General features: G+C 37.8%; 15 protein-coding genes. 4 read left to right on the plus strand and 11 right to left on the minus strand.

Annotated elements, in window-relative coordinates; translation table 11 throughout:
- Nucleotides 1-8: 8 nt before the first annotated feature.
- Nucleotides 9-326, plus strand: coding sequence for a hypothetical protein (locus ASG31_RS02010; protein ID WP_056027389.1), 318 nt, complete (start codon nt 9-11; stop codon nt 324-326).
- Between the two features lie 34 nt (nt 327-360).
- Here the strand turns inward: ASG31_RS02010 and ASG31_RS02015 are convergent, their stop codons facing one another.
- From ASG31_RS02015 to pgi, 7 genes are all read right to left on the minus strand, one after another.
- The gene (locus ASG31_RS02015) at nt 361-990 is read right to left on the minus strand and encodes an outer membrane beta-barrel protein (protein ID WP_056027391.1); all 630 of its coding nucleotides are present in this window, start codon (nt 988-990) and stop codon (nt 361-363) included.
- Nucleotides 974-1789 (minus strand): ABC transporter ATP-binding protein, encoded by an 816-nt coding sequence (locus ASG31_RS02020; protein WP_056027394.1) that lies wholly within the window; start codon nt 1787-1789, stop codon nt 974-976. Before ASG31_RS02020 ends, ASG31_RS02015 begins: the two co-directional genes overlap by 17 nt.
- Nucleotides 1789-2541, minus strand: coding sequence for an MlaE family ABC transporter permease (locus ASG31_RS02025; RefSeq protein WP_056027396.1), 753 nt, complete (start codon nt 2539-2541; stop codon nt 1789-1791). The genes ASG31_RS02020 and ASG31_RS02025 overlap by 1 nt, the downstream gene beginning before the upstream one ends.
- 81 nt (nt 2542-2622) lie before the next feature.
- Nucleotides 2623-3990, minus strand: coding sequence for an exopolysaccharide biosynthesis polyprenyl glycosylphosphotransferase (locus tag ASG31_RS02030; RefSeq protein ID WP_056027398.1), 1368 nt, complete (start codon nt 3988-3990; stop codon nt 2623-2625).
- Nucleotides 3991-4026: 36 nt separating this feature from the next.
- Entirely contained in the window at nt 4027-4656 is a 630-nt protein-coding gene (locus tag ASG31_RS02035; protein ID WP_056027400.1) for a 7-carboxy-7-deazaguanine synthase QueE, read from the minus strand.
- 73 nt (nt 4657-4729) lie between these two features.
- Entirely contained in the window at nt 4730-5614 is an 885-nt protein-coding gene (locus tag ASG31_RS02040; RefSeq protein WP_056027402.1) for a bifunctional 5,10-methylenetetrahydrofolate dehydrogenase/5,10-methenyltetrahydrofolate cyclohydrolase, read from the minus strand.
- A 112-nt stretch (nt 5615-5726) separates the two neighbouring features.
- On the minus strand, nt 5727-7367 hold the full coding sequence (gene pgi / locus ASG31_RS02045) for a glucose-6-phosphate isomerase (RefSeq protein ID WP_056027404.1): 1641 nt from the start codon (nt 7365-7367) through the stop codon (nt 5727-5729).
- Nucleotides 7368-7605: 238 nt separating this feature from the next.
- On the opposite strand from pgi, the gene ASG31_RS02050 reads away from it, so the two are divergent.
- Complete coding sequence (locus ASG31_RS02050) at nt 7606-9036, plus strand: glycoside hydrolase family 125 protein (RefSeq protein ID WP_056027406.1); 1431 nt, start codon at nt 7606-7608, stop codon at nt 9034-9036.
- Nucleotides 9037-9096: 60 nt separating this feature from the next.
- Here ASG31_RS02050 and ASG31_RS02055 read toward each other — a convergent pair whose 3' ends face one another.
- Nucleotides 9097-10020 carry a DUF4349 domain-containing protein gene (locus ASG31_RS02055; RefSeq protein WP_056027408.1) on the minus strand — a complete coding sequence of 308 codons (924 nt, stop codon included), beginning with the start codon at nt 10018-10020 and terminating at the stop codon, nt 9097-9099.
- A gap of 290 nt (nt 10021-10310) precedes the next feature.
- On the opposite strand from ASG31_RS02055, the gene ASG31_RS02060 reads away from it, so the two are divergent.
- Nucleotides 10311-11669, plus strand: a complete 1359-nt coding sequence (locus ASG31_RS02060) for an acyl-CoA dehydrogenase family protein (RefSeq protein ID WP_056027409.1) — start codon at nt 10311-10313, stop codon at nt 11667-11669.
- A gap of 68 nt (nt 11670-11737) precedes the next feature.
- On the opposite strand, the gene ASG31_RS02065 is transcribed toward ASG31_RS02060, so the two are convergent.
- The 3 genes from ASG31_RS02065 to ASG31_RS02075 form a co-directional block, all read right to left on the minus strand.
- A complete protein-coding gene (locus tag ASG31_RS02065) occupies nt 11738-12115 on the minus strand; it encodes a MauE/DoxX family redox-associated membrane protein (protein WP_056027411.1) in 378 nt (125 codons plus the stop codon).
- 145 nt (nt 12116-12260) lie between these two features.
- Nucleotides 12261-12548, minus strand: coding sequence for a hypothetical protein (locus tag ASG31_RS02070; RefSeq protein ID WP_056027413.1), 288 nt, complete (start codon nt 12546-12548; stop codon nt 12261-12263).
- Between the two features lie 98 nt (nt 12549-12646).
- A complete protein-coding gene (locus ASG31_RS02075) occupies nt 12647-14254 on the minus strand; it encodes a fumarate hydratase (protein ID WP_056027415.1) in 1608 nt (535 codons plus the stop codon).
- A 198-nt stretch (nt 14255-14452) separates the two neighbouring features.
- Between ASG31_RS02075 and fumC the strand changes: the two genes are divergently transcribed.
- Complete coding sequence (gene fumC / locus ASG31_RS02080) at nt 14453-15847, plus strand: class II fumarate hydratase (protein ID WP_056028038.1); 1395 nt, start codon at nt 14453-14455, stop codon at nt 15845-15847.
- The last annotated feature ends 25 nt before the right edge of the window (nt 15848-15872 follow it).

Consider the following 15872-nt stretch of genomic DNA (forward strand, 5'->3'; position numbering starts at 1 on the left):
CAATCACTATGAAAAATTTAACAATTACCGGGATCATACTGTTAGCACTGGCAATCTTACTGTTCTACCTCACTACTGACGGTTTTACAACTGAGCAGATTGGTCTTCCCCACGTAATGGGAATCATGGGAGGCGTAGGAATAGGCTTAATTATCGGAGGTATTGTGGGCTATTCCAGCAAAGGCAGCGCAATAAAAGAGGAACAGCGCCGTAAAGAATATAAAAAACTCCAGCAGGAGAAAGCAGAAATGGACCTTAAAGCTCAGCAAATAGCCCAGCGTGAGGCCGAGCTGAACAGAGAACAAAACAGAAATCCTCAAATTTAATTTGAGGATTTTTTGTGTTTAAATATAAATAGGATTAAAATTTATAACCAATTCCCACCATAAAAAGGTTAGCTCTGTTGTCATAACGAATAGTTTCTGTATTACCGGCACCTCCTACTCTTCGTACAAAATCCCTCTGATCTTTGGTTAAAGCACCTTCATATTTCGCGTTCAGTATAAGACTTTTCAGCTCAATTTGTGCACCAAACTGATATCCCACGGTGAACTGCTTCTTGGCATTTTCAACAAAATCATTGTAGGTATCTTCCTTAGCCAGATTATAGCTCATTACCGGACCAATAAACACTCCAAGCGTATTACCCAAAACCTTGTGTCCCACCAAAAGCGGAACATCCAATCTGTTATTTTTTACATCAAAGGTAGTATTTGAAACCGGATCTGTAAATTCGTTTTTAAAAGTGGTGTAGTATACTTCAGGCATTGCAAAAAATCCTAAAGGTAAATCTACTTTTACAGAAAGACCTGCGTTGAAACCAACACTGTTACTTCCTTTGTTCTCAAATGCTGCGGTTGCAGAGTTTGAAATATTTCTCCAGGATGGCGACCCTGTAGGAAAAATTAAATTGGCTTTCCCAGCCAGCGAAATCTGTGCAGATGCTGCGACAGAAAAACTTATTAAAGCTATATTAAGAACCTTTTTCATTTTCGTCAATATTAGTGATTGTATTTTCAATCGTTTTGTTATTTTCAAGCATGTACTCCCTCAATTCTTTAAATAATTCTGATGAATAAACGAAGTCAATCAGATTTTTATTGCCTGCAGTAATGAGGATATCTTTATCGCCTTCCCATTCTTTAATTCCTAATCTCAGATAAACGATTTTCTGGCCAATCGTCATTACCGAGTTCATATCGTGGGTATTAATGATGGTTGTAGTGTCGTATTCCTGTGTAATTTCCACCAAAAGATCATCAATCACGTTTGATGTGTAGGGATCTAATCCTGAATTGGGTTCGTCACAGAACAGATATTTCGGGTGATTTACAATCGCTCTGGCAATCGCCACACGTTTCTGCATTCCTCCGGAAATTTCAGAGGGAAACTTTCTGTTGGCTTTATCCAAATGTACTCTTCCGATTACCTCAAAAACCCTTCTCTTTTTCTCTCTGAAAGTAAGATTGGTAAACATATCGAGCGGAAACATAATATTTTCTTCCACCGTCATGGAGTCAAAAAGTGCACTTCCCTGAAACAGTGTTCCAATTTCTGAACGAAGCTGCTGCTTTTCTTCACGGTTCATAACGTTAATATCTCTCCCGTCAAACAGAATTTCCCCTGATGATGGCTGGAAAACATTCAGTAAACTTTTCAGAAAAACGGTTTTTCCGGATCCACTCTGCCCGATTATCAGGTTTGTTTTGCCTTTTTCGAAGGTGGTTGAAATTCCTTTAAGCACTTCAACATCACCAAAACTCTTTTTAAGATTTTTTACCTCGATCATCAGCTTAATATTATTTGCGTTAAAAGTAATTCTGAAATAATGATGAAGACCATCGTCCAAACTACAGCCTGTGTACTTGCTCTACCCACCTCCAGTGAACCTCCTTTCACGTTATACCCAAAGTACGATGGAACAGAAGCGATCACAAAAGCAAAAACAATCGTTTTGGCGAAAGCATAGTAAATGAAAAGATTAGGCATATACATCTGAATTCCGGCAATATAATCTGCGGTTGTCCAGCTACCCGTAATGATTCCTGCGATGTATCCTCCTAAAATACCGAAAACGATACTGATGGCAATCAAAATAGGATTAAAAATCAGACAGGCGAGTATTTTAGGTAAAATCAGAAAGTTTGGAGAATTTACTCCCATAATATCTAAAGCATCAATCTGTTCAGAAACACGCATTGTACCGATAGTTGAGGCAATATAGGAACCTACTTTTCCTGCCAGAATAAGACTGATAATAGTAGGAGCAAATTCTAGTACCAAAACCGCTTTGGTTGCATACCCTACAAAGGCAGGCGGAATGGGGAACGAAGACGCATCGAAGTTATTAAACATCTGTATGGCCACTACAGCCCCCACGAATATCGAAGTGAAGATCACGAGCCCAAATGAGTTGACTCCCAAATCATTGATTTCACGCATAAACAACTTCCAGAAAACCCTCATTTTCTGGGGCTTCTGAAGAGATTTACCGATCAGGATCATGTATTCTCCTATGGCTGTAAAAAACTTTTTTAACATTCTGCTAAATTATGCTATTTTTATTTATTTTAAGGACGCTGAAAGTAAGATTGCCATAAACTTTTACAGCTTTTAAGCATTCTATCCTGCATTTTCATCTCCTTTAATCACCAGCAAAACGGTCTTAAAAATGATGACTAAATCTAAAACAAAACTCCAGTTTCTCACATAGAATGCGTCTGCCAAAATTCTTTTATTCATCTCCACTTCCCCATCACCGGAATCTCCCCGTAAACCGTTCACCTGTGCAAGCCCTGTAATACCGGGGTTTACCAGACTTCTCAGGCTGTAGCGTCCAATTTTTGGCTTATAGTGATCATCCACCGCAATCATGTGAGGTCTGGGACCCACCACAGACATTTCACCTTTCAGAACGTTTAAAAACTGTGGCATCTCATCAAGGCTTGTTTTTCTCAGAAATTTACCAATTTTTGTGATCCGTTTATCGTTCTTTTCGGTGGTTTTTGTATATGAATCTTCGTTCACCACCATTGTTCTGAATTTTAAACAGCTGAACATCCCTTCCTGAAAACCATATCTTTTCTGAACAAAAAAAACTGGACCTTTGGATGACAGTTTGATTAAAATGGCAATCAGCGGAAACATCCACGAACAGATTAATAGCAAAACAAAGACCGAAAAAATAATGTCGAAACTGCGTTTCAGAATATAATTAGAAAAATAATCTAACGGATATTTTGCCTGCTTTAAAACAGGCTGTGTTTTGATATATGAAAGATCATAGAGAAAAAACTCGTTCTGGGATAAAGAAGGCACCAGCGTGATGTTTACTTTGTTTTCTTCTGCAAGCCTGTAGATTGATTCTTCAGTCTGCTGATCCAGTGAGTTCTGCGTGGGAATGAATACGGTATGTATACCATTTTTTTTCCAGAACTGAGTTAAAGAACTGCTCTGCGGAGATCTTTCATATTCAAATATTTTATATCCAAAATCTTTTCTTTCCGTCAGAATATTTCTTAAAACTTCGGTGGATGAATTTTCTTCAAGAAACATGACATTCCGGTGATTGACGCCGCGGGATCTCAGAAATTTAATTCCGAAATAAATAACTGATTTTGAAAACACTACAAAAACAAACAGATACAGCGACAGCCAAGCCAGCTCACTTCTGAAAAACTGATTGTTGCTCACCTTTCTGATGAGTACCAAACCAATTACAAAAAGAATAAACTGAACAATAATTCGTTCTATAAACAGCGTGTAAGTGAGATTTCTGGGGATGTTGTAAATCTTTGTGCGGCCACTCAGGAGCAGCCAGAAGGAAATCAGCAAGATCAGCGGGAAAGAATTTTCGTACCAGAGATTGATGTCGTGAATGAGATTTGAATTCCTGCTCAGATAGAAAAAAATAAATACCGATGCGAGTACCAGAAGGTCTAGCAAAACAATAATTATTTTTAAATATCTGGAATACCGTATTCTCTGCATCGCGTACTGAAAACTTAGGGGCTAAGATAGCTAATTTTAAGGAATATTCAGATATTTGTGAGTTTGCACAGAAGCCTGCCAGCGCGGATTTGCAAGAATAAAATCTGTAATTTTAGGATAAATTTCGTCACGTTTGCTCCACTCACTCTGAAGATATAATTTACAGTTTCCCGAAACTTTTGCAGCCTGCTCTTCGGCAAATTTCAAGTCATTGTTATTAAAAACAATCACCTTTAATTCATGAGCTTTCTGATAAATTTCTTCTTTCGGAAGTCCGGTTTTTTTTGGTGAAAGTGTGATCCAGTCCAGTTGTCCGCTCATGGGATAAGCTCCTGAAGTTTCGATATGAACGGTGCAGCCCAATTCTTTGAGCCTTCCGGTTAACACATCCAGATTCCACATCAATGGTTCGCCACCTGTCAAAACAATAATTTTACAATGGCTGGCAGCAGTTTCTGCAATTTCCTCAGCATTCATTAAAGGGTGAAGCGCAGGATCCCAGCTTTCTTTCACATCACACCAATGGCAACCGACATCGCAACCGCCCAGCCTGATGAAGTAAGCCGCTTTTCCTGTATGCGCACCTTCCCCCTGAATAGTGTAAAAATGCTCCATCACCGGGAGCATTTTACCTTCTTTTAATAATATATCTTCTACTAAATCCATTTTTCCTCTCCCTAAATCCCTCTCTATAGGAGCGGGACTTTTCCCACCTCCAAAAAAGAAAGTTTTTGTTTAATTAATCGTTGTAAACCGAAGTTTTGTAGGCAATGATGGTGTTTTTCATCAACATTGCTCTTGTCATTGGCCCTACTCCTCCCGGAACCGGCGTGATCCAGCTTGCTTTTTCGGCACAGCTGTCGAAATCAACGTCACCTGCCAGATAATATCCTTTTGGGGAATCGTCATCCACTCTTGTAATTCCCACGTCAACAATTACTGCTCCGTCTTTGATCATTTCACCTTTCAAAAAATGTGGATCTCCTAAAGCTGTAATCACGATGTCTGCTTTTTTCGTGTATTCTTCGATGTCTTTTGTGTAAGAGTGCGTCAAAGTAACCGTAGAATTTCCAGGAAAATCTTTTCTTCCCATCAAAATACTCATCGGTCTTCCTACTATCTTACTTCTACCGATGATTACACAGTCTTTACCTTTCGTTTCGATATTGTATCTTTCCAATAAAGTTAAAATTCCGAATGGCGTTGCAGGTAAGAATGTATCCATTTCCAAAGCCATTTTCCCGAAATTTGTTGGGTGGAAACCGTCAACATCTTTTCGTGGATCAATTGCGTTGATGATTTTTTCCTGATCAATTTGGTCTGGTAAAGGCAACTGAACGATAAATCCATCTACAGACTTGTCTTTATTAAGTTCCTCAATTTTCTCCAGCAATTCAGATTCTGAAACTGTGCTGGAAAATTTAATTAAACTTGATTGAAAACCAACTTCTTCACAATCTTTCACTTTTGCATTTACATAAGCTTTGCTTGCACCGTTGTTTCCGACAAGAATTGCCACCAAATGCGGAGCTCTTCGTTTGCTTTCTATAATTTTATCAACTTCAACCTTGATTTCTGCTTTTATTTCTTTGGAAACTTTTAATCCGTCAAGAATTTCTGCCATTTTTACTTTTATTTTTTACTTTTATTAAATTTTAAGTTCAGTTCTAGCTATAATTCAAAATATTTATGCATCGTATTTTTAAAGCCAATAGCAATAAGCTAGATGCCAGAAGCTATTTGTTTGATTTATAATAATTAATCAACCCATTCGTGGAACTATCATGAGAAGTGACTTCCTCATTATTTTCCAATTCGGGTAAGATTTTATTGGCTAAAACCTTCCCTAATTCAACCCCAAACTGATCAAAACTGAAAATATTCCAGATGACACCCTGTACAAATATTTTGTGCTCATACATCGCAATCAACTGACCCAATGAAAAAGGAGTTAGTTCTTTGATTAACAATGAGTTTGTAGGTGTATTTCCGTGGAAGACTTTGTAATTTAATAAGAAATCAATCTCTTCTTCAGATTTCCCTGAAGATTTTAATTCTGCTTCTACTTCCTCTTCATTTTTGCCGAAAGCCAGAGCTTCAGTCTGAGCAAAGAAGTTTGCCAATAATTTATCCTGATGATCAGAAACTTCATTTGGACTTTTCGCATAAGCAATAAAATCCGCAGGAATCAATTCTGTTCCCTGATGAATTAACTGGTAAAAAGCGTGCTGTCCGTTTGTTCCAGGTTCGCCCCAAATGATTGGTCCCGTTTCATATTCCACAAATTCTCCGTTTCTGTCAACACATTTTCCGTTGCTTTCCATATCGCCTTGTTGAAGATATGCTGCAAACCTGTCTAAATATTGAGAGTAAGGAAGAATTGCATGAGTTGTTGCTGCATAAAAATTACGGTACCAAATTCCTAAAAGCCCCATCAAAACAGGAACGTTTTCTGAAAAATCTGCCGTTTGAAAATGCTGATCTGTATCTTCAGCACCTTTTAATAACTGTTCGAAATTGTCATATCCTACAGCAAGTACGATGCTTAGACCGATTGCACTCCACAAAGAATATCTTCCGCCAACCCAATCCCAGAATTCGAAGATGTTTTCTTCTGCAATTCCGAAGTCTTTAACCGACTGAACATTAGTGGATAAAGCAACAAAATGTTTTGCTACATCTTCCTGTTTTCCGGCTTTCAAGAACCAGTCTTTAGCAGAGTTTGCATTCGTCATTGTCTCCTGCGTCGTGAACGTTTTTGAAGCAATGATGAATAAAGTTGTTTCAGGATTTAAGTCTTTTACAACTTCTGCGATATGATTTCCATCTACATTAGAAACAAAATGAATGTTTAATCTTGTTTTAAAATGCTTCAAAGCAGAAACAACCATTACAGGTCCCAAATCTGAACCACCAATTCCAATATTGACAACATCTGTAATTTCTTTTCCGCTGAAACCTTTGTGATTTCCTGAAATAATGTTTTCAGAAAAAGATTTCATGTGATCCAAAACTCTTTTGATCTGAGGTTTGATATTTTCCCCGTCTACCAAAATTTCTTTACCTGAAAAGTCTCTTAATGCCGTGTGAAGAACTGCTCTACCTTCTGTTTCGTTGATTTTATCTCCTGAAAACATTTTATTGATAGCTTCCCTCAACTGACATTCTACCGCAAGATTTAATAATAATTCTTTAGTTCTTGAATCAATTAAATTTTTAGAATAATCGAAAATATAATTTTCTTTTTTGATAGAAAACTCTTCAAAACGATTCGGATTGTACTGAAAAAGACTTCTCAGTTCGAAGTCGTTGTCGCCAAAATGTTCATCAAGAGAGACCCAGCTGTCGGTTTGTGTAGGATTTATTTTAGATAGCATATTTAAATTTTGAATTAGAATTGAGGAGTAAATTTGAACAAATTATCCTCAAATCCGGTTGATAAATTCCGATTGACAAATTTACGGAATTTTCGGGCAATGATGTTAATTGTGGATTAAAAATCAGTCCCTACGTTTTGTAATATCAAATGAGATCAGTTGCTCATGATAGATGTTAAAAGTTTTGATTGAATAAAAAACTCTTAGATTTGGAATAAAAATTTTAAACCAATCAAAAATGATAAGCAGAAGAACATTCATCAAAAAATCATCTCTCGGATTAGGCATATTTGCAATACCGAATTCTGCTACTTTTGTATTTAAAAACGATTTTGTGTCCAAAAGACCAAAGTTATCCGACCGAAAATTCACTTCAGAAGCCGTTGAAAACACAATTAAAACCATCAAAAAATCCATCGCTGATCCTGAATTGGCGTGGTTGTTTGAGAACTGTTTTCCCAACACTTTAGATACAACTGTAAAATTTTATCAGAAGAATAACAAACCTTTTACTTATGTGATTACCGGAGACATCGATGCAATGTGGCTTCGTGACTCTTCGGCGCAGGTTTATCCGTATTTAAGTCTGGCTAATGAAGACAAAAATCTTAAAGATCTATTAAAAGGCGTGATCAATAAACAGGTTGAATGTGTTCTGCTGGACCCGTACGCCAATGCTTTTTTTGATGATGCCAACAAAGTCAGCGAGTGGAAAGATGATTTAACGGAAATGAAACCTGGAATTCACGAGCGGAAATGGGAAGTCGATTCTCTTTGCTACGTGATGCGCTTGTCTTACAATTACTGGAAAACAACCGGAGATTTTTCTGTTTTTGATACAGATTGGAAAAAGGCAATGCTTTTGATTTTGCAGACCTTTAAAGAACAACAAAGAAAAGATTCAAAAGGACCCTATAAATTTCAACGATCAAATGGAAATCCTTTAGATACGCAGTTTGCAGGCGGTTACGGAAATCCGACAAAGAAAATCGGTTTGATTCATTCGATGTTCAGACCTTCTGATGATGCGACTTTTTATCCGTTTTTAGTTTCCTCGAATATGTTTGCAGTGGTTTCTCTGAGGGAGACGGCAGAGATTTTTTCCAAGATTTTAAACGATGAAAATTTTTCCATTCAATTTAAAAATTTAGCAGAGGAAGTGGATGAAGCCATTCAGAAATATGCGATTCTGAATCATCCCACAGCCGGCAAAATCTATGCTTTAGAAATTGATGGTTTCGGTAATGCTCTGTTTATGGATGATGCGAATGTTCCTAATCTTTTGTCAATTCCTTATTTAGGTTACGCCTCAAAAGATGATGAAGTGTACAGAAATACGAGGAAATTTTCTTTGAGTGAAGCAAATCCGTGGTTCAGTGAAGGTAAATTTGCGAAAGGAATTGGCGGTCCGCATATTGGCGAACACAAAATCTGGCCTCTGGGTTTGATTATGCAGGCTTTGACAACTGATGATGACGAAGAAATTGTTTCAGTTTTAAAAATGCTTAAAGCCACTCATGCAGAAACCGGATTTATCCACGAGTCTTTCGATGTAGACAATCCGAAAGATTATACCAGATCCTGGTTTGCATGGGCCAACACGCTTTTTGGCGAATTGATTCTGCATCTCCACAAAACAAAACCAGAAATCCTGAAACGAAAGTTTTAATTATAAAAAAACCTCCACAAAAGTGAAGGCTCAGAAAAATCTATGTTGATAACCTAATGGTTAGGATGCCGAATTGTGTTCTTTTGTCTGCTGAATTCTATTATTAGATTTGTTTTTTCGGTAAAAGTAAAATCCGATTCCTGCAATTAATACAATTGGCCAAATGGCTACAAGCCCTACGAACAGTTTTTGAATCAGATAAAAGCCCTCTGTAAAAGCATTTTTCACATCATAAAGGAAATTAAATTTATATTTATTGTCGATGTTTTTTGTGTTGGTCACCGCAATTTCTGCGATGCGAAGTTTAGGTTCTTGAATGTAAATCTCAACTGTGCTGTACTTTAAATTATCCGAAACATCCATGTTGGCAAGCTGCTGAAGATTTCCATCGGACATATTTTCGTTATCTAAAGTTACCTTGTCTTGAGTTGCCTTGAGTTTTGAAATATTTTCTTCAGTTTTCTTGATTCTTTTGCCTTCCAATTCTGCATATTTAATACTTGAAGTCACATCTTCGGCATTGATAAGTCTTGAGTTTAGAAACAGTTTTTTATCATTGATTAAGGTTAAAAGTTCGCCTAATTTTGAAGTGGGAACCCTTACCAGCATTGAATTTTCTGTCTGATATTTTTTCACGAGCATCGCATCCTCACCGGAAGTATTGTAAGTGTCTTCAGAAATTACTTTGCTTTGCAAATCGCTGTGCGTAACAAAACCTCCCAATTCCTGAACTGTTTTTTCAATTGAAATTGTTGTATCGTAAACATCTTTAACTTCCATGTTTACATTGGCAGTTTTGATGAATTGCTTTTCTTTTACAGACATTGTTGCAACCGAAGAAATACTATCTGCACTTATATTAATTGCAGAATCGGGTTTAGAATAAGCCTCAAGATCAGAAGTTGAAGCCTCTCCTTTTTTACATGAATAAATTTCTAATAACAGTGCTGCTGCGATCGTTAATCTGATGTAAGTCGTTTTCATATGTATATATTTATTTATTTTTAAATGTCATATGGAATCGCCATTTGGTATGTGTTTTACCAGTAGCATTAGATATTGGCGATTTTATAATATTGATTTTTAATTTCTTGCTTAATCCAAAGTTGAGCAGGAATTGCTTGCAATGTTTGAATATTACAGGTAACATTTTGTAAACAATTATTTTGATTTATTTAATTATGAATCAACACTTTGTAAATTACACTATCGCATTGTGTACCACGTTCGGATTGATTTTTGCTTAAATTTTACAAATCAAAACAGAAATCAATATGTCTAAAACTTTTTCCAAAATCAGAAACGCCATAGAATTGTTTAAATCGATTGATTTTGACCAGCTCAGCGAAATTTCACAAAAGGTAAATCTTCCGAAACTCATGGAAAATTTTTCCAAACTGGATGACAAACAGCTCAGCGGAATGATGAAAATGCTCGACCCGAATAAAAAATCCAGAGAACTTCCGCCCATCGATGGCGATTTCTATGATGTTTACCATACGTTAACGCCCGAACAGCGCGATGTTCAGCAGAAGGTGAGAGATTTTATGGAAAAAGAAGTCAAACCGTTGGTAAATCATTACTGGTTGCGTGATGAATTTCCGCACGAATTGATTCCAAAATTTCAGAAACTTGATATCTGCGGCGTAACCTACGAAGGCTATGGATGCAAAGGAATGCCTTTTTTAATGGAAGGTGTCATTGCGATGGAAATGGCAAGAATTGACGCCTCGATCGCAACATTCTTTGGAGTACAGTCTGGTCTTTCGATGGGCTCAATTTATATTTGCGGTTCGGAAGAGCAGAAACAGAAATGGCTTCCTCAAATGCAGAAATTTGAAAAAATCGGAGCATTTGGCTTAACTGAACCTGAAGTGGGTTCAGGAGCGGCAGGTGGTTTAACAGTTACCTGCAAAAAAACACCTGAAGGATGGATTTTAAACGGACAGAAAAAATGGATCGGCAACGCCACTTTTGCGGATATCATTATTATTTGGGCAAGAGATTTAGACGATGGTGAAGTGAAAGGTTTTATCGTTGAAAAAGATAATCAGGGATATTCTGTAGAGAAGATCAGAGGAAAAATGGCTTTGAGGATAGTTCAGAACGGATTAATTACTCTTAAAGACTGTCTGGTGACTGAAGAAAACCGTTTACAAAATGCGAATTCATTTAAAGACACGGCAAAAGTCTTGAGAATGACGAGAGCCGGTGTTGCATGGATGGCGACAGGCTGTGCAAGAGGTGCGTACGAAAGTGCGCTTGATTACACAAGAACAAGAGAACAGTTCGGAAAACCGGTTGCATCATTTCAAATGATTCAGGGACATCTGGTGGAGATGCTTTCTAACCTTACCGCAATGCAGACGATGGTTTTCAGACTTTCTGAAATGCAGGATGAAGGAACTTTAAAAGATGAACACGCCTCTTTAGCCAAAGTTTTCTGTACGATGAGAACCAGAGACGTCGTTTCCAGAGCGCGTGAAGTGATGGGTGGAAACGGAATTCTGCTTGAATACGATGTCGCGAGATTCGTCGCCGACGCAGAAGCAATTTATTCTTACGAAGGAACAAAAGAGATCAACTCACTGATTGTGGGCCGTTCAATTACAGGTTTCAGCGCATTTGTATAAAGGTAGTAGTGAATTGTAAATTTTGCTCCGCAAGCGAATTGACAATTCACTATTCACAATTCACATTCTTACTTCAGCAACGCTCTATATTTCTCTTTATTGTCGAAAATTATCCAAAGATTGATTAAAAACAAGACACCTGCGATTGACATTCCCATTGTAGATTTGTCGATGGTGAAAACGTGAAGAATAATTCCGACCATTACCGGAAAGATCACGATAGCACCCAAAGCCCTTGTTTTTGGAAAGATAAATAGTAATCCGCCAATAATTTCTACCGCTCCTACCAAAGGCATCAGCCAGTGCAATTCGTTGAACGCATCAAAAATCTTCATCTGTTCCGGTGTGATTTCCGGCATCGGCATGTAGTGCAGGAACTTGTCTAAGCCAGCGTTAGCAATCATCAGCCCGAAAAGCAGGCAGATAATTAATTTCAAGATTTTCATACTATTGATTTTCTTCAAATGTAATAAAATATTTTAAAGCTGAAAAAGACAGAAAAACCACTGTAAAAACAGTGGTTTTAAATATATGTTGTTTTGCTTTGATAGTCCTTCTTCCGAATTCAGGGGAAAAAGAACTGACAATCAATTAATGATGTCCGTTACTTCCGTGGTTATCATGAATAAAAGGACCGTGACCTTTCGGAGAGTTGTAAATAACTTCTACACCTTTCTGCTCATAAAGCATTTTGCTTCTGATTTTTTCAGGATCAAAAGGCTTTACTTTTCCGAAATATTCCTTTAAACCTTCAGTCAGCCAAAGAGGAATAACAAATCCGAAAAACATTAAAATACACCAAAACCCGACAAGCAACATGCAAACGAAGTAAACTGTCCAGATGAATTGGTAAAACGGCCAAAATGCTGATAACATCATGATTCTTTTCTTAAAGATTTACGCAAAAATAGAACATTTTTACCTCTTAGGCAAAAGATGAAAGCTGATTTTCGCTATTTATTTTAAATTTAAACTAATTAATGTGCCAAATTTGCGAAAAAGTCATTGCCTTTATCGTCAGTTATGATGAATGCAGGGAAATCTTTCACTTCAATTTTTCTTACTGCCTCCATTCCCAATTCCGGGAAATCGACCACCTCAACAGACAAAATATTGTCTTTTGCTAAAATTGCAGCCGGTCCACCAATTGAACCGATGTAGAAACCGCCATACTTCTTGCAGGCATTGGTTACATCGGCAGTTCTGTTTCCTTTTGCGAGCATCACCATACTTCCACCGTGACTTTGGAATTCGTCAACATAAACATCCATTCTTCCCGCAGTCGTTGGCCCGAAACTTCCTGAAGGCATTCCTTCCGGTGTTTTCGCAGGTCCGGCATAATAAATAGGGTGATTTTTGAAATATTCAGGCATAGGCTGTCCTGCATCCAACAATTCTTTGATTTTTGCGTGAGCGATATCTCTTGCAACGATTAAAGTTCCGTTTAATTTTAATCTTGTTTTGATTGGATATTTTGAAAGTTCAGCTAAAATTTCCGGCATTGGTTTATTCAAATCAATATCAACCGCTGCTTCCAAATGTGGTGGTGTTGCAGGCAAAAATCTTTTCGGATCTACTTCCAATTGCTCTAAAAAAATACCGTCTTTGGTAATTTTTCCTTTAATATTTCTGTCTGCCGAACAGGAAACTCCCATTCCTACCGGACAGGAAGCTGCATGACGAGGCAATCTGATTACTCTAACATCGTGCGTTAAATATTTCCCGCCAAATTGAGCACCAATTGCACTTTCCTGACAGATTTTCTGAACTTTTGCTTCCCATTCCAAATCTCTGAACGCCTGCCCGGCTTCATTTCCTTCTGTCGGAAGATTGTCGTAATATTTTGCAGATGCCTTTTTCACCGCTGCCAAATTTGCTTCAGCAGAAGTTCCTCCAATTACCAAAGCCAAATGGTAAGGCGGGCAAGCCGCTGTTCCCAAATCTGAAATTCTTTCCTTTACAAAAGCTTCAAGAGATTTTTCGTTCAGTAAAGATTTCGTTTTCTGATAAAGGAAAGTTTTGTTGGCAGAACCACCACCTTTCGTCAAGAATAAAAATTCGTAGTAATTTCCTTTTTTAGCATAGATATCAATCTGCGCCGGAAGATTTGAACCTGAATTTTTCTCATCAAACATCGTCAAAGGTACGACCTGAGAATATCTTAGGTTTCTTTTCTGGTAGGTATTGAAAATTCCTTTGCTTAAATATTCGCCGTCTTCAACGCCTGTGTAAACGTTTTCACCTTTTTTTCCCATCACGATTGCCGTTCCTGTATCCTGGCAAGAAGGTAAAGCACCTTCCACCGCTACCGCAGCATTTTGAAGTAAATTATAAGCAACAAATCTGTCATTATCAGTCGCCTCAGGATCGTCAATAATTTTTCTTAAACTTTCCAAATGCGAAGAACGGAGCATGAAAGAAACGTCTGCCATAGCTTCTTCAGCCAATAGCTCCAAGCCTTTCGGGTCGATGGTTAAAATTTCTCTTTCACCATGCTGCTCCACTTTCACATAGTCTGAAGTCAATTTTTTATAAACCGTATCATCTTTCAAAATTGGATACGGATCCTGATATCTAAAATCCATTTACTTTCTATTTTCGGTGCAAAAATAAAACATCGTGAAAAAAGCATGAGTAAAATCAATGATTTAGATGCGTATTTATAATGATTATAAATTGCGGAGTTGTTTTACATTGTTTAACTTTAGCAATTGAGGCTGAGCTTAAGGTTAAGTCTGATTAAACCTAAACCTCAGCCTAAATCTGAAGAAAACAATTTCACAATGAATTACAGAATAGAAAAAGACACCATGGGTGAAGTGCAGGTTCCTGCTGACAAGTTTTGGGGCGCGCAGACAGAACGTTCAAGAAACAATTTTAAAATCGGTCCCGAAGGTTCAATGCCCCATGAAATTATCGAAGCATTTGCTTACTTAAAAAAAGCTGCGGCATTTACCAATACAGATTTGGGAGTTCTTCCCGCAGAAAAAAGGAATATGATCGGCAAGGTTTGTGATGAGATTCTGGATGGAAAACTGAATGATCAGTTTCCTTTGGTTATCTGGCAAACCGGATCTGGTACACAGTCGAACATGAATGTGAATGAAGTGATTGCCAACCGTTCTCATTTTAACGCTGGCGGAAACTTAGGCGACAAAACTGAAGTTCACCCGAATGACGATGTGAATAAATCTCAGTCATCCAACGACACGTATCCAACAGCAATGCACATAGCGGCGTACAAAAAAGTAGTTGAAGTTACAATTCCTGCAGTTGAGAGACTAAAAAATACGTTGAATGAAAAAGCAATTCAATTTAAAGACATTGTAAAAATCGGGAGAACGCATTTGATGGATGCAACACCATTGACTTTAGGTCAGGAGTTTTCAGGATATGTTTCTCAGTTGAACTACGGAATCAAAGCTTTAAAAAACACCTTACCCCATCTTTCTGAATTGGCTTTGGGCGGAACTGCAGTAGGAACTGGTTTAAATACACCCCAAGGTTACGATGTAAAAGTAGCGGATTACATAGCAAAATTCACGAATCTTCCTTTTGTAACCGCCGAAAATAAATTTGAAGCTTTGGCCGCTCACGATGCGATTGTAGAATCTCACGGCGCGTTGAAGCAATTGGCGGTTTCTTTATATAAAATCGCTCAGGATGTCAGGTTGATGGCTTCAGGACCACGTTCTGGAATTGGCGAAATTCATATTCCGGAAAACGAACCAGGTTCTTCCATTATGCCTGGAAAGGTAAATCCTACACAGAATGAGGCTTTGACAATGGTTTGTGCTCAGGTTTTAGGTAATGACACTACAATTTCTTTTGCGGGAACTCAGGGAAATTATGAACTGAATGTTTTCAAACCGGTGATGGCTTACAATTTCCTGCAGTCGGCTCAATTAATCGCTGATGCTTGTATTTCATTCAATGACCATTGCGCCGTTGGCATTGAACCGAATCATGAGAGAATTAAAGAACTGGTTGATAAATCTCTGATGCTGGTAACCGCTCTGAACACGCATATCGGTTATGAAAATGCTGCCAAAATTGCAAAAACCGCTCACAAAAACGGAACGACTTTAAAAGAAGAAGCGATTAACCTTGGTTTTGTCACTTCGGAGCAGTTTGATGAGTGGGTGAAACCAGAAGATATGGTGGGAAGTTTGAAATAGAATATTGCTCACGGATCGCATAGAT

Source organism: Chryseobacterium sp. Leaf404 (assembly GCF_001424145.1).
In the GTDB taxonomy this organism is placed as follows: domain Bacteria; phylum Bacteroidota; class Bacteroidia; order Flavobacteriales; family Weeksellaceae; genus Chryseobacterium.